The 14,563-nt window shown below is 67.8% G+C and carries 14 protein-coding genes; 1 reads left to right on the forward strand and 13 read right to left on the reverse strand.

The window, feature by feature from the left end:
* Positions 1 to 5: 5 nt before the first annotated feature.
* The 7 genes from AL072_RS04680 to AL072_RS04710 form a co-directional block, all read right to left on the reverse strand.
* Positions 6 to 2,012: a heme lyase CcmF/NrfE family subunit gene (locus AL072_RS04680; RefSeq protein WP_045581311.1), complete on the reverse strand. Its 2,007-nt coding sequence runs from the start codon at positions 2,010 to 2,012 to the stop codon at positions 6 to 8.
* A gap of 7 nt (positions 2,013 to 2,019) precedes the next feature.
* Positions 2,020 to 2,484, reverse strand: coding sequence for a cytochrome c maturation protein CcmE (gene ccmE / locus AL072_RS04685; protein WP_045581310.1), 465 nt, complete (start codon positions 2,482 to 2,484; stop codon positions 2,020 to 2,022).
* Positions 2,481 to 2,714, reverse strand: a complete 234-nt coding sequence (gene ccmD, locus AL072_RS04690; RefSeq protein ID WP_045581309.1) for a heme exporter protein CcmD — start codon at positions 2,712 to 2,714, stop codon at positions 2,481 to 2,483. The genes ccmE and ccmD overlap by 4 nt, the downstream gene beginning before the upstream one ends.
* 5 nt (positions 2,715 to 2,719) lie before the next feature.
* Positions 2,720 to 3,481, reverse strand: a complete 762-nt coding sequence (locus tag AL072_RS04695; RefSeq protein ID WP_045581308.1) for a heme ABC transporter permease — start codon at positions 3,479 to 3,481, stop codon at positions 2,720 to 2,722.
* Between the two features lie 251 nt (positions 3,482 to 3,732).
* On the reverse strand, positions 3,733 to 4,179 hold the full coding sequence (locus AL072_RS04700) for an EVE domain-containing protein (RefSeq protein WP_045581307.1): 447 nt from the start codon (positions 4,177 to 4,179) through the stop codon (positions 3,733 to 3,735).
* Positions 4,176 to 4,580 (reverse strand): VOC family protein, encoded by a 405-nt coding sequence (locus AL072_RS04705; protein ID WP_045581306.1) that lies wholly within the window; start codon positions 4,578 to 4,580, stop codon positions 4,176 to 4,178. Before AL072_RS04705 ends, AL072_RS04700 begins: the two co-directional genes overlap by 4 nt.
* Positions 4,581 to 4,697: 117 nt before the next feature.
* Positions 4,698 to 5,387 (reverse strand): helix-turn-helix transcriptional regulator, encoded by a 690-nt coding sequence (locus AL072_RS04710; RefSeq protein ID WP_045581305.1) that lies wholly within the window; start codon positions 5,385 to 5,387, stop codon positions 4,698 to 4,700.
* A 116-nt stretch (positions 5,388 to 5,503) separates the two neighbouring features.
* Between AL072_RS04710 and AL072_RS04715 the strand changes: the two genes are divergently transcribed.
* Positions 5,504 to 6,238: an SDR family oxidoreductase gene (locus AL072_RS04715; RefSeq protein WP_045581304.1), complete on the forward strand. Its 735-nt coding sequence runs from the start codon at positions 5,504 to 5,506 to the stop codon at positions 6,236 to 6,238.
* A gap of 79 nt (positions 6,239 to 6,317) precedes the next feature.
* Here the strand turns inward: AL072_RS04715 and pnp are convergent, their stop codons facing one another.
* From pnp to AL072_RS04745, 6 genes are all read right to left on the reverse strand, one after another.
* A complete protein-coding gene (gene pnp, locus AL072_RS04720; RefSeq protein WP_045581303.1) occupies positions 6,318 to 8,429 on the reverse strand; it encodes a polyribonucleotide nucleotidyltransferase in 2,112 nt (703 codons plus the stop codon).
* 363 nt (positions 8,430 to 8,792) lie between these two features.
* Positions 8,793 to 9,062, reverse strand: coding sequence for a 30S ribosomal protein S15 (rpsO, locus tag AL072_RS04725; protein WP_045581302.1), 270 nt, complete (start codon positions 9,060 to 9,062; stop codon positions 8,793 to 8,795).
* A gap of 17 nt (positions 9,063 to 9,079) precedes the next feature.
* On the reverse strand, positions 9,080 to 10,018 hold the full coding sequence (gene truB / locus AL072_RS04730; protein WP_045581301.1) for a tRNA pseudouridine(55) synthase TruB: 939 nt from the start codon (positions 10,016 to 10,018) through the stop codon (positions 9,080 to 9,082).
* On the reverse strand, positions 10,008 to 10,646 hold the full coding sequence (gene rbfA / locus AL072_RS04735) for a 30S ribosome-binding factor RbfA (protein WP_045581300.1): 639 nt from the start codon (positions 10,644 to 10,646) through the stop codon (positions 10,008 to 10,010). The genes truB and rbfA overlap by 11 nt, the downstream gene beginning before the upstream one ends.
* A 241-nt stretch (positions 10,647 to 10,887) precedes the next feature.
* Positions 10,888 to 13,740 carry a translation initiation factor IF-2 gene (gene infB / locus AL072_RS04740; protein ID WP_045581299.1) on the reverse strand — a complete coding sequence of 951 codons (2,853 nt, stop codon included), beginning with the start codon at positions 13,738 to 13,740 and terminating at the stop codon, positions 10,888 to 10,890.
* 21 nt (positions 13,741 to 13,761) lie between these two features.
* Positions 13,762 to 14,523 carry an RNA-binding protein gene (locus tag AL072_RS04745; RefSeq protein WP_052709943.1) on the reverse strand — a complete coding sequence of 254 codons (762 nt, stop codon included), beginning with the start codon at positions 14,521 to 14,523 and terminating at the stop codon, positions 13,762 to 13,764.
* Positions 14,524 to 14,563 lie beyond the last annotated feature (40 nt).

Below are 14,563 nucleotides of genomic sequence, written 5' to 3' on the forward strand. Positions count from 1 at the left end.
GGTCCTCATTCGGCCGGAAGCGGGCCAATCTTGCCGCCGGTCTTGCCGCCAGCCCGGCGGCGTTCCGGTGCGCCGATGCGGAGGCGGCGGTCGGTCAGGCTGACCAGCCCGCCCAGCATCATCCCGACGCCGCCGATCCAGATCCACGGCACCAGCGGGTGGTGGTAGATGCGGACGATCCAGGCGGTGCCGTTCTGCGTCGGATCGCCCAGCGCCACATAGAGGTCCGAGAAGACCGTGGTGTGGATGGAGGATTCCGTCGTCGTCATCCGGGTGGTGCTGTAACTCCTGCGCTCCGGCGTCAGCGTCGCGACGAACCGGCCGTTTTCGGTGACGGTGAAGACACCGCGCTCTGCCTTGAAGTTCGGACCGTCGACCAGCCCGACGCTGTCGAAATGGAACTCGTAGCCGGCGACGGCGGCACGGTCACCCGGCTTCATCGCGCTGATGGACTCGGTCTGCCAGGCCGATGTCCCGGTCATGCCAAGGATCGACAGGCCCATGCAGGCATGGGCGATGGTCATGCCCCAGGCACTGCGCGGCAGATGCACCGCACGGTTCCAGCTGTTCCGGAACGAGGTGCGGAACAGGCCGATGCGCTCGGCGAACTCGACCAGCGAGCCGACGAAGGCCCAGGCGGCGAGCGCGACGCCGACCAGCGCCAGCAGCGGTCCGCCACCCGCCTTGACATAGGCGGTGACGGCCACGGCGATCACGACGGCGACGCCGGCGATCCACAGCCGGCTCAGCGCCGCCGCCAGATCCGCCCGCTTCCAGGACAGGAAGGGACCGACGACCATGGCGACGATCATCGGGATGGCGACCGGTACGAAGGTGGCGTTGAAGAAGGGGGCGCCGACCGACACCTTGCCCAGGTTGAGAATGTCGAGGAACAGCGGATAGAGCGTGCCGATGAACACCGTCGCCGTCGCTGTCGACAGCAGCAGGTTGTTCAGCACCAGCGCACCCTCGCGGCTGATCGGCGCGAACAGGCCGCCGGCCTTCAGCGACGGCGCCCGCAGGCTGTAGAGCAGCAGCGAGCCGCCGGTGGCGATGGCCAGCAGCACGAGGATGAAGACGCCGCGCTTGGGATCGACCGCGAAGGCATGGACCGAGGTCAGGATGCCGGAGCGCACCAGGAAGGTGCCCATCAGCGACAGCGAGAAGGTGACGATCGACAGCAGGATGGTCCAGCTCTTCAGTGCGTCGCGCTTCTCCACCACAATGGCGGAGTGCAGCAGCGCGGTGCCGGCCAGCCAGGGCATGAAGGACGCGTTTTCCACCGGGTCCCAGTACCACCAGCCGCCCCAGCCCAGCTCGTAATAGGCCCACCAGGAGCCCATGGCGATGCCCATGGTCAGGGTCGACCAGGCGGCCAGCGTCCAGGGCCGCACCCAGCGCGCCCAGGCGGGATCGACCCGTCCCTCGATCAACGCCGCGACGGCGAAGGAGAAGGCCATGGAGAAGCCGACATAGCCCGCATAGAGGAAGGGCGGGTGGAAGGCCAGTCCCGGATCCTGCAGCAGCGGGTTCAGGTCGTTGCCGTCCAGCGGTGCCGGCACCACGCGGATGAAGGGGTTGGACGTGGCCAGGATGAACAGCAGGAAGCCGACCCCGATGAGCCCTTGGACCGCCAGCACGCGCGCCTTCAAGGTCGGCGGCAGGTTGCGGCCGAACAGGGCCACGGCGGCGCCGAAGACCGTCAGCATGACGATCCACAGCATCATCGAGCCCTCGTGGTTGCCCCAGACGCCCGACACCTTGTAGAGCATTGGCTTGGCCGAGTGGCTGTTCTGCACCACGTTCAGCACGCTGAAATCGGACACCACATGCGCCCAGGTCAGCGCGGCGTAGGCGAGCAGCACCAGCAGCATCTGGGCGAGCGCTGCTGGCACCGCGACGTTCATCCACGCGGCATTGCGGGTGGCGGCGCCGACCAGCGGCGGCACGGACTGCACCAGCGCCACGAACAGCGCCAGCACCAGCGCATAATGGCCGAGTTCGGGGATCACGGTCCCGCTACTCCTTCTTCGCGGTCTTGGTCGCGGATTCGGCAGGGTTCTTGTAGACGCCGGCCTGCTTCAGCGCCTCGGACACCTCGGGCGGCATGTAGTTCTCGTCATGCTTGGCCAGCACCTCGCGGGCGACGAAGACGCCGCCGGTCATCCGGCCCTCGGCCACCACGCCTTGTCCTTCGCGGAACAGGTCGGGCAGCTGGCCGCGATAGCGGACATCGATCGTGTGGGCGGTGTCGGTGACGCGGAAGGCGGTGGTGACGCCGTCCGGCTGTTTCTGCACGCTGCCTTCCTCGACCAGCCCGCCCAGGCGGAAGTTGCGGTCGCCGATCTGCTGCGTCTGCAGTTGGCTGGGGCTGTAGAAGAAGACGATGTTGTCCTGGAAGGCGGTCAGCGCCAGGGCGGTCGCCGTGCCCAACCCCAGAAGGGCGAGGCCCAGCATGTAGAGGCGGCGTTTCTTGCGGGTCATCCTTCGCTCGCTTCCGCCGGCGTTCCGGCGCTTTGGTCGGCCGGCTTGCGGCCGGCGTTGCGGGGGCGGCGCCGGGTCGGGCGGGAATTTTCCAGTGCCTTCAGCGTCGCCTCGGCGTTGCGCAGCCCCTTCCAGGTCGCGACCAGCAGGCCCAGCAGGACCAGCGCCGCGATGCCGTAGGCCGGCCAGACATAGGCGGCGTAGCCGCCCATATGGAGAAACTCGTTCATCGTCCTTACCCCCGCATCCCGTCCGCCGCCGCTCCATCGCCGGCCATTCCGCCGCCGGCAACCGCCAGACGCAGCGTCTGGATTTTGCGCTGGGCGATCTCGGTCCGCACCCGCAGCAGGACGACCGCCAGGAAATAGGCGGTGAAGGCGCCGGCCATCACCAGCAACGGTGCCAGCATGCTGGGATCGATGCTGGGGCCGCCCATCCGCACCACGCTGGCCGGCTGGTGCAGCGTGTTCCACCAGTCGACCGAGAACTTGATGATCGGCACGTTAATGATGCCGACCAGCAGCAGGACGTTGCCGGCCTTCAAGCCGCGCTGCGGATCGTCGAAGGCGTTCACCAGTGCCATGTAGCCGAGATAGAGGAAGAACAGGATCAGCACGCTGGTCAGCCGCGCGTCCCACACCCACCAGGTTCCCCACATCGGCGCCCCCCACAGCGACCCGGTCACCAGGCATACGAAGGTGAAGCCGGCGCCGATGGGGGCGGCGGCCTTGGCGAACAGGTCGGCCAGCGGGTGTTTCCACACCAGCCCCACCGCGGCGGCAATGGCCATGTTGGTGTAGACGAACAGGCTCATCCAGGCGGCGGGCACATGGATGTACATGATCCGCACCGTCTCGCCCTGCTGATAGTCCGGCGGCGAGCCGAACAGGCTGAACCACAGCCCGAGGATCGTCAGGATCACGGTCGCTCCGGCGCACCACGGCAGCAGCACGGCTGACAGGCGCAGGAAGCGGGCGGGGTTGGCGAAACGGTGCATAGGACGATGGCCCCGGTACGGATGACCTTGGCTACGGACGACCTTGGTCAGGCTTGCGGACGATATAAGCGCATGTATGGCGGACTGCGAGGGGTTTCGCCTTGATCTCGGTCAGGAAGCGCGGCCGTTCGTTCAGACTCTGACACCAAGGTATGAGACGACCGGGACCACCGGGAGCGCTCGCCGTTCCCGTGCTGTTGACGCCGGCGGCGGGCGTTTTCATCCCATCGCCGGTATCACTTTTTTTCCACTCATTCCATCGCCGCCGCCTTCATCTCCCGGGCGATCCGCTCGAAGTCGCCCGCGCTGACCTGGACGAGGCCGAAGCGGAAGGGATGGCCCCAGTTGCGCAGTCCGGCCGTCAGGTCCAGCCGGTCGAGCAGCGGCCGGATCGGCACCTCGTCGGCCGGCCACCAGGCGACGTCCCGCCGGAAGGGGATGACGCCGCCGCCCATGTCGAAGGCATAGGGCTCGCCCGGAAGAGCGCTGCCGATGGCGGTGAAGGCCTGCAGCCGGTCCGACCCGCCGAAGCGGTCGGTGGGGGAGTAGTAGACGACCCGGTCGCCCGGCCGAACCCGCCGCAGCGGTGCGGCCTTGCCGTGGCAGACCTGCATGAAGCCGCCCGCCCGGCCGCGCCGCACATGCTCGGCGCTGGCCACCGCGATCCAGGCGGCCGTCGCTCTGCCGGCGCCGCTCACGGTTGCACCCCTTCATCGCGGATGGGGGCGAAAACGCGCAGGCGATGGCCGTCCGGGTCGCGTGCAACGAAGGTATGACCGAAATCCATCGTCGTCGGCCGCTGCAGGATCGTCAGGCCGCGGGCGCTCCAATCGGCGTGGAGGCCGCGCACCGTTGCCGCATCGGCGACGGTGAAGGCGATCTCGCCGCCGCCGGGTGCGGTCGCTGCCGGTTCCACCGTATGGCGCGACCACAGCCCGAGCATCAGCCCCTCGCCGGCCTTGAACATGGCAAAGGTCGGGGACGCCTCCACCGGGGGCTTGCCGAGCAGATCGCTGTAGAACGCGGCGCTGGCGGTGGGGCTGTCGACGTAGAGCAGGACGAAATCGAGGGCGAGTGCGGCGGTCGGTATGGCGGTCATGGCGACTGGCTCCGATGGGGTAGGGTGGGGCGTTTCGCTTGGCGTGCCGCCCTCACCGGCAAGCCCGAGGTTAGGCTCTCATGCTGACAGTTTCCGTCAGCATGGTGGCAGCCGCCGTCACCGTTGCGGAATGCCCTCCGCCTCCCGCCATTCCTTCAGCATGGCCTGCCGCCGCCGGGGATAGCGGGTTTCGCTCGGGGTCAGCGCCAGGATGCGGTCGGTGCGGAAATGGCGGAATGACTGGCGCAGTTCGCACCACGCCACCATCACGCGGGCACGGTCGAAGAATCCCAGAGCGAAGGGCCAGACGATCCGCCGGCTTTCCGAGCCGTCGCGGTCGCGGTAGGCGATTTCCAGCTTGCGTTCGGCGCGGATGGCGCTTCGGATGCTCGCCAGTTCGGCATCCCCGGCCGGGATCGGCTCGCCCGGCCCCACCAGCAGGGCCGAGCTGTCCAACCCCTCCCGCTTGTCCGGCGGCAGCACCGCGGCGATCTTGGCGAGCGCGTTGCGCGCCGCCCCGCCGAGCCGGCTGTCGCCCCGGTCCACCACCCAGCGCGAACCCAGCACCAGCGCCTCCACCTCCTCCTCGGTGAACATCAGCGGCGGCAGCAGGAAGCCGGCGCGCAGCAGATAGCCGACACCCGGCTCGCCGTCGATCATCGCGCCCTGCGCCTGCAGCGTGGCGATGTCGCGGTAGAGCGTCCGCAGACTGATCCCCAACTCGCCTGCAAGCGACTTGCCGCTGACCGGTTGGCGATGCCGCCGCAGCACCTGCATCAGGTCGAGAAGCCGTTCTGCACGAGACATGGAGGGACCAACGGGATTGAGGGAAGGGAGTGGAGGCGACGGCCGGCTTGCGTTGTTTGTCCCAGCCGGCCGAGCATAGTGTCGTGAAGTTTGCGGCTCAACCAAGGGAGGACCTCATGAAGACGATCCTTATCACCGGCGGCGGGCGTGGCATCGGGCGGTCCGCCGCGCTGCTGGCCGGCGCCCGCGGCTGGTCGGTCGGCATCAATTACGTCGGCAACGAAGCCGCCGCCCGTGAAACGGCCGATGCGGTGCAGGCGGCCGGCGGGCGGGCGGTGACGCTGCGCGGCGACGTGGCGGTCGAAGCCGACGTCATCGGCATGTTCCAGGCGGCGGAAGAGCAGCTCGGGCCGCTCGACGGCGTGGTGGTCAATGCCGGCATCGTCGCACCCTCCCGTACCCTGGCCGAGATGGAGGCCGAGCGCATGCGCCGCGTCTTCGAGGTGAACGTCTTCGGTGCCTATCTGTGTGCGCGGGAGAGTGCGCGCCGGCTGGCACTGCGTGGGGCCGGATCGATCGTCCTGGTGTCCTCGGCCGCGGCCCGGCTCGGTTCACCCTTCGAGTATGTCGATTATGCCGGCTCGAAGGCGGCGCTCGACACGCTGGCGGTCGGGCTGTCGAAGGAATTGGGACCGCAGGGCGTCCGGGTCAACGCGGTCCGTCCCGGCCTGATCGACACCGACATCCATGCCAGCGGCGGGCAGCCCGGCCGCGCCCAGCGCCTGGGCGTCAATGCCCCGCTCGGCCGGGCCGGCCGGACGGAGGAGGTGGCCGAGGCCATCGTCTGGCTGTTGAGCGACGCGGCGTCCTACACGACCGGGGCGATCCTCGACGTGTCCGGCGGGCGCTGACGCTTTCACGGGCGGCAAAGAAAAAGCCCCGGTTCCTGCGAACCGGGGCCTTTCCGCTACCCGAGCCGGGTGGGACGGATCACTCCGCCTTCTTGGTCAGGTCCTCGCCGGTCGCCTGGTCGACCTGCTTCATCGACAGCTTGACCTTGCCGCGGTCGTCGAAGCCGATGACCTTGACCTTCACCGAGTCACCCTGCGAGACGACGTCCGACACCTTGCCGACGCGCTGCTGCGCCAGTTCGGAGATGTGGACGAGGCCGTCGCGCGAGCCCAGGAAGTTCACGAAGGCGCCGAAATCGACGACCTTCACCACCTTGCCGGTGTAGACGACGTTCATCTCCGGCTCGGCGACGATGCCCTTGATCCACTCGATGGCGGCGTCCGACTTCTTCTGGTCGACCGCCGACACCTTGACGGTGCCGTCGTCGTCGATGTCGATCTTGGCGCCGGTCTGCTCGACGATCTCGCGGATCACCTTGCCGCCGGAGCCGATCACGTCGCGGATCTTCTCCTTGGGGATGTTGATCACGGTGATGCGCGGGGCGTTCTCGTTGACGCCTTCACGGGCGCCGGTCAGCGCCTTCGACATCTCGCCCAGGATGTGCAGGCGGCCGTCCTTGGCCTGGCCCAGCGCGATCTTCATGATCTCCTCGGTGATCGAGGTGATCTTGATGTCCATCTGCAGCGCGGTGACACCGACTTCCGTCCCGGCCACCTTGAAGTCCATGTCGCCGAGGTGATCCTCGTCGCCCAGGATGTCGGACAGGACGGCGAAGCCGTGGTCTTCCTTGATCAGGCCCATGGCGATGCCGGCGACCGGACGGGCCAGCGGCGCACCGGCGTCCATCAGCGACAGCGAGGTGCCGCAGACGGTGGCCATCGAGGAGGAGCCGTTGGACTCGGTGACTTCCGACACCACGCGCAGGGTGTAGGGGAAGTCCTCCTTCTTCGGCAGCAGCGGATGGATGGCGCGCCATGCCAGCTTGCCGTGGCCGATCTCGCGGCGGCCCGGGCTGCCCATGCGGCCGGCTTCACCCACCGAGTACGGGGGGAAGTTGTAGTGCAGCATGAAGTGCTCGCGGTACTCGCCTTCGAGCGCGTCGATGATCTGCTCGTCCTGGCTGGTGCCGAGCGTGGTCACGACCAGCGCCTGGGTCTCGCCGCGGGTGAACAGGGCCGAACCGTGGGCGCGCGGCAGGATGCCGACTTCCGACACGATCGAGCGCACGGTCTTGGTGTCGCGGCCGTCGATGCGGCGGCCGGTCTTCAGGACGGCGCCGCGCAGGATGTCGGCCTCAAGCTCCTTGAACTCGAAACCGATCGATTGCGCGTCGAATTCCTCGGCCAGGGCTTGCAGGGCCTTCGCCTTGGCGGCGCCAACCTTCTCGTAACGCGACTGCTTGACCGTCTCGGTGTAGGCAGCCTCGACGTCCGAACCGACGGTGGCGCGCAGGCGGGCCTTCAGGGCCGGGCGGTCATAGGCCGGCTCCGGCAGGTCCCACGGCTCCTTGGCCGCGTCCTCGGCCAGATCGATGATCATGTTGATCACCGGCTGGAAGTTGGTGTGGCCGAACATGACGGCGCCCAGCATGACCTCTTCGGTCAGTTCCTTGGCTTCCGATTCGACCATCAGCACGCCATCGACGGTGCCGGCGACGACCAGATTGAGGTCGCTGTCGTCGACATCGTCCATGGTCGGGTTCAGGATGTACTGGCCGTTCTTGTAGCCGACGCGGGCGGCGCCGATCGGACCCAGGAACGGGATGCCGGAGATCGTCAGCGCGGCCGACGCGCCGACCATCGCCACGATGTCCGGATCATTCTCCAGATCATGGCTCAGCACCGTGCAGACGACCTGCGTCTCGTTGCGGAAGCCGTCGGCGAACAGCGGACGGATCGGGCGGTCGATCAGGCGGCTGACCAGCGTTTCCTTCTCGGTCGGACGGCCTTCACGCTTGAAGAAACCGCCGGGAATCTTGCCGGCCGCGAAAGCCTTTTCCTGGTAATTGACGGTCAGCGGGAAGAAATCGATGCCCGGCTTCGGCGCCTTGGCGGCGACGGCGGTGCACAGGACGGTGGTGTCCCCGTAGGTCACCAGAACCGCGCCATTGGCCTGGCGGGCGATCTTGCCCGTCTCCAGGACCAGCTTGCGCCCGCCCCATTCGATTTCTTTGCGATGAACAGTGAACATGGATTCTTTCCTTCCATCCGACACCCTGAAACGGCCGGATTGCCGCCCAAGGCCGGGGCCATCGGTCGTAGGACCCCGCGAGAAAACAGGAGATATGGTGTTCGACAACAGGAATAAGCTGATCAAGATGGAGGCGCGGCGGATGCAAAAAAGGCCGGTCCCCGAATAAGCGGGCCGGCCTGTCCGTCACGAAACGCTCAAGATCGAGTTTCTATTGCCACTAACCAATGAGATGTTCCGAAACGATACAGGTGGACGAAAATCCTGATGGTCCTGCGCATCCGGCTTGGACTCCCCCGGCCGGCGGTCGACCGGGGGTTCCAATACCGTCACGGGAACGGCGTGCCGATCAGCGATGGCCGATCAGCGACGCAGGCCCAGACGCTCGATGAGCGTGGCGTAGCGGGAATTGTCCTTCTTCTTGAGATAGTCAAGAAGACGACGGCGCTGGCCGACCATCACCAGAAGACCACGGCGGGAGTGGAAGTCCTTCTTGTGGCTCTTCAGGTGTTCGGTCAGGTTGCTGATCCGCTCCGTCAGGATCGAGACCTGGACCTCGGGCGAGCCGGTATCGGCCTCACCGCGCGAATATTCCTTGATCAGCTCCTGCTTGCGCTCGGGCGTAATCGACATCGGGGTCTCCTAAATCTTCAGAGGTTGAGCACGCGCACCGGACGGACCTCCGCCCCCTCGACACGGGCCAACGCAACCGGCGTTCCGCCGAAAAGCGCAATAACGGTGCCATCCCCACCCCCGGGACCCTGGATCGCCATCAGGCGTTCACGGTCCTGCCGGGTGAGGAGAGCCACCGTCTGGCCATGCCTCAGTCGGTGCGCTTCCGTCTCGGTCAGGGCCAGCGCCGGGATGTCGTCCAGCGCGGTCTCGATCGGCAACAGAAGTCGTTCGACGGCCGCACCTTGATCCATGGCAGCCAGTTCGTCCAGGGAAATCGCGCGGTCCAGCGTGAAGGAACCGACCCGCAGGCGGCGCAGCAGACCGACATGGCCGACCGTGCCCAGCGCCTGGGCCAGATCGCGGGCGAGCGAGCGGACATAGGTGCCCTTGCCGCAATCGACCTCGAACATCGCGTGGTCGGCGTCGGGTTCCTCAACCAGTTCGAAGCGGTCGATGCGCACGGTGCGGGCGGCCAGATCGACCGCATCGCCCTCGCGCGCGATGTCGTAGGCGCGTTCGCCGTCGATCTTGATGGCGCAGAACTGCGGCGGCACCTGCTGGATCTCGCCCAGGAAGGCGGGAAGCGCGTCGCGGATCGCCTCTGTCGCCGGGCGGAAGTCGGACCGGTCGATCACCGCGCCCTCGCGGTCGTCGGTGGTCGTGCGCTCGCCCCAGCGGATGGTGAAACGGTAGGTCTTGGCGCCGTCCATGGCATAGGAGACTGTCTTGGTCGCTTCGCCCAGCGCGATCGGCAGGATGCCGGTCGCCAGCGGGTCGAGCGTGCCGCCATGGCCGGCCTTCTCGGCGTTCAGCAGGCGGCGCACCTTGGACAGCGCCTGGGTGGAGGTCATGCCCTCCGGCTTGTCCAGCACAATCCAGCCATGGATCGGCGTCCCCTTGCGCTTACGAGCCACGGCGGCTGCCCCGGCTCTCGTCCTTGGCTTCGCCCTTGTCCTCGTCGTCGAGCATCGCGCGATCTTCCCCGAGCTCGTCGTCATCCGCCTCGTCGGGGGCCGCCTCGTCGGAAGTGGCTTCGTCGGCATCGTCGTCCGCGTCGAGGTCGTCCTCTTCATCCTCGTCCCAGGAATCGTCCTCATCCTCGTCATGGTCGTCGTCGCCATTGACGCGGCCCAGCGGGTGGCCGCTCAGGTCGCGGGCGACCTCCGGGCTGTGCAGGATGTTGTCGATGTGGTGGGCGTAGTCGAAGGAGGTGTCCGCCTCGAAACTCAGCGTCGGGGCGTGGCGCAGATTGACCATGCGCGCGACCTGCCCGCGCAGGAAGGCGGCGGCCCGGCGCAGCGCGACCTGGGCTTCCTCCATCCGCTCGCCGCCGAGCGTGCTGTAGAAGACGGTGGCGTTGGACAGATCGGGGCTGACCCGCACCTCGGTGATGGTGACGTTCAGCGAGGCCAGCTCCGGATCGTAGAAGTCCCCGCGGCGGAACAGGTCGGCGAGCGCATGGCGCAATTCCTCGCCGACGCGCAGTTGCCGTTGGGACGGGGGCTTGCCGGCGGTGAACGCGCCGCGCTTCTTGCTGGCCATGGTCGATGTCTTTCGTCGATGTCTTGTGCCGGGGCTGCTTCAGCTCTCCGGCCGATCACATATATGGGAGCTGTCCGTCCAATCCCACTCATGCCAGCCAGGGCATGGTCGTGGGCTGGGTTGCGGAGATCACTGCACAATAGGAACAGGGCGCAGGACGGATCCCGCGCCCTTTCAAGCGAAGAAATCCGCCCGGCCCGCTCCGGTGGTAAACCGGATGGGGCCGGACGAACCGAACAGGTTACAGCTCGCGAGCGATTTCTTCGATCTCGAAGGCTTCGATCTGGTCGCCGGCCTGGATGTTGTCGTAATTCTCGAAGGCCATACCGCACTCGTAACCCTCGCGCACTTCTTTGACTTCGTCCTTGAAGCGCTTGAGCGTCTTGAGCGTGCCCTCGTGGATGACGACATTGTCGCGCAGCAGGCGGACGCCGGCGCCACGCTTGACGGTGCCCTGCGTGACCATACAGCCGGCGACCTTGCCGACCTTGGTGATGTTGAACACCTCGCGGATGTTCGCGTAGCCGATGAAGCGTTCCCGCAGCGTCGGAGACAACAGACCGGTCAGCGCCGCCTTTACGTCATCGATCACGTTGTAGATGATCGAGTAGTAGCGGATCTCCACGCCGTCGCGCTTGGCGAGGTCGCGGGCCTGCGGGTTGGCACGGACGTTGAAGCCGATGATCATCGCGTTGGAGGCATTCGCCAGCGTGATGTCGGACTCGTTGATCGCACCGACCGAGTTGTGCAGGACGCGGACCTTGACCTCGGTGTTCTCGGCCGTGAGCTTCTCCAGCGAACTGGCGATGGCTTCGATCGAGCCCTGCACGTCGCCCTTGATGACGACCGGCAGTTCCTTGGCCTCGCCGGCCTGGATGCGGCTGAACATGTCCTGCAGCGAACCGCGGGCCGAGGCCGCCACCGCCGCTTCGCGCTTCTTGCGCTGGCGGAACTCGGCGATCTCGCGGGCACGGGCCTCGGACTCGACGACGGTGAAGTCGTCGCCGGCCATCGGCGTGCCGTTCAGGCCCAGGACCTCGACCGGGACGGCCGGGGCCGCATCGTTGACGGTTTGGCCGCGGTCGTTGATCAGGGCGCGGACACGGCCCCATTCGGACCCGGTGACGAACACGTCGCCGACCTTCAGCGTGCCGCGCTGGACCAGCACGGTGGCGACCGAACCGCGGCCACGCTCCAGCTTCGCCTCGATGACGACGCCTTCGGCGGCACGGTCGGGGTTGGCGCGCAGTTCCAGGATTTCGGCCTGCAGGAGGATGGCCTCCTCCAGCTTGCTCAGGTTGCGCTTGGCCTTCGCCGACACCTCGACGTCGAGCACGTCGCCGCCCATCTCCTCGACCACCAGCTCGTGCTGGAGCAGTTCCTGGCGGACGCGCTCCGGCTTGGCATCCGGCAGGTCGCACTTGTTGATGGCGACGATGATCGGAACCTTGGCCGCCTTGGCGTGGCGGATGGCCTCGATCGTCTGCGGCATGACGCCGTCGTTCGCGGCGACCACCAGCACGACGACGTCGGTGACGTTGGCGCCGCGGGCACGCATCTCGGTGAAGGCGGCGTGACCCGGCGTGTCAATGAAGGTGATCTTCGCACCCGACTCCAGCTGCACCTGATAGGCGCCGATGTGCTGGGTGATGCCGCCGGCCTCGCCCGACACCACGTCGGTCTGGCGCAGCGCGTCGAGCAGCGAGGTCTTGCCATGGTCGACGTGGCCCATGATCGTGACGACTGGGGGACGGGCGATCAGGACCGCACCCTCTTCCTCGGTTGCACGCAGGCCGATCTCGACGTCGGACTCCGACACGCGGCGGACACGGTGGCCGAACTCGGTGATCAGCAGCTCGGCGGTGTCGGCGTCGATGGTCTGGTTGATGGTGGCCATCACGCCCATGCGCATCAGCGACTTGATGACATCGGCGCCGCGCTCGGCCATGCGGTTGGCGAGTTCCTGGACGGTGATGACTTCCGGCAGCACGACGTCGCGGGTGACCTTGGCCGTCTCCTGGCGGCTCATCTGGCGCAGACGCTCGCGTTCGCGGGCACGGCGGACGGCGGCCAGCGACCGGGTGCGGTCGCTGCCGTCGTCGCTGAGCGCCTGCGACACGGTCATCTTGGAGCCCTTGCGGCGGTCGGCGCCGACCGGAGCCTTGGCGGCGGGGCGGGCCGGCGCGGCCTTGGCGGGGGCGCCGCTGCGACCGCCCTTGCGGCGGTTGTCCTCTTCCTCCTCGACGGCACGGGCAGGCGGCGCACCGGCGCCGGGCTGCGGCCGGCCGGGAGCGGCCTCGGCGGCGGGGCGGGCGGAAGCAGCGCCGCCGGGGCGCTGATCGGTCCCCGAACGGGTGCCGGCCGGACCCGGACGCGCACCATCGCGGCCGGCACCGTCACGGGCGCCGTCACGGCGGGGCGCCGGTTCGGCGTCGCGACGCTTGGCCTCCTCGGCTTCCTTGCGCTTGGCCTCTTCCTCCTTGCGGCGGCGTTCGGCCTCCTCGGCGATCTTGCGCTCCTCCTCCTGGATGGCGCGCATCTCGTCCAGCTCGCGCTGGCGCAAGGTATCGGCGTCGAGGATGACGGGCGGCATATCCGGCTCGGCCGTCGCAGGAGCGTCGGCGGAGACTGGAGCGGAGGCTTCGGCGGGCGGCGGTTCGCTGGCGGCGCGCTCGGCCGCTTCCACGGCGCGGGCTTCGGCGCGGGCCGCTTCTTCCTCGGCCTCGACGCGGCGCTGTTCTTCGAACGCAGCGGCGCCACGAAGTGCGCGCAGGCGCGATTCCAGCTCTTCACGGGTCAGTTGGCGCCCGGCAGGGGCACTGCCGCCGCGGGGCCGTTGGCCCGACGCGCCGCGGATGGGCAGCCCCTGGGCGGCCTGACGGGCGGCAGCGCCGCCATCGGCCACGCCGGGGACGGCGCCCTTTTCAACATGACGCTTGCGCTTGACCTCGACGGTCACCGGTTTGGACCGGCCATGGGAGAAGCTCTGCCGGACCTGGGTCTCGACCGGCTTCTTCGACTCCAGCTTTCCTTTGCCGGCGCCGGAGTTGAGGTGCAAGACTTTCTTCTGGTCCTGGTCGTTGCTGTCGGTCATCGGTTCCCGAATGGTCAGACGTTACATCGCAGGCCGGCCGGCCGAATCGCCGACTCCCAAGCCCTTATCAAAATCCTGTTGCCCTTGGGGACCCTTCAGCCCCCTCAGGCGTGCCGCATCGCGGGCCAGCCCAACGGCCAGCCTGCCCCGCGCCACCACTGCATGCACCGCATGATCGCGTCCGAGCGCCGCGGCCAAGGCCGAGGACACGAACAGATCAATCACCGGCAGCGACGGCGCAAGCGCCGTCACCTTGCCACGCTGGTCCAGCGAGCCGTCGGCGGCCTCGACCAGCAGGGCCGGCGGGGGACCCGCACGGCCGACCTGGTTGGCCTTCAACGCCTCGCGCACCTTCTCGTACCCAGCCAAGACGTGGCCGGCACGGCGGGCAAGGCCCAATCCGTGCAGACAGCGCCGTTCCAACAGCCGTTCCAGCCTTTCGGCGAGATCGGGCGGTACTTTGACCGCCCGTCGTGCCGCCTTGGCGAAAACGGACTTGCCCATGGCCTTCGCCAGGGCATCCCGGTCGGCCGTGACCCAAAGGCCGCGGCCTGGCAGACGTTCCTCCAGGTCGGGAACCACCTCGCCGTCGGGGCCGATCACGAAGCGGATCATGCCTTCCTTCGGCCCGACCGTGCCTGACGCGATGCAGCGGCGCAAAGGCCCCTTCTCGTCGTCGGCCGGCAGATGGTCCATCCCGGGACTTTCGTCCTGTGCCAATTCCTCATCCGGCACCGCATCCGCGGCGGCGGTCGGTGTCCGTTCGTCGTTCCGTTCGGTCATCCGATCGTCATCCGCTCGCGCGGTCCCAAATCATCGTTCC

This window comes from Azospirillum thiophilum, from assembly GCF_001305595.1.
GTDB lineage: Bacteria > Pseudomonadota > Alphaproteobacteria > Azospirillales > Azospirillaceae > Azospirillum > Azospirillum thiophilum.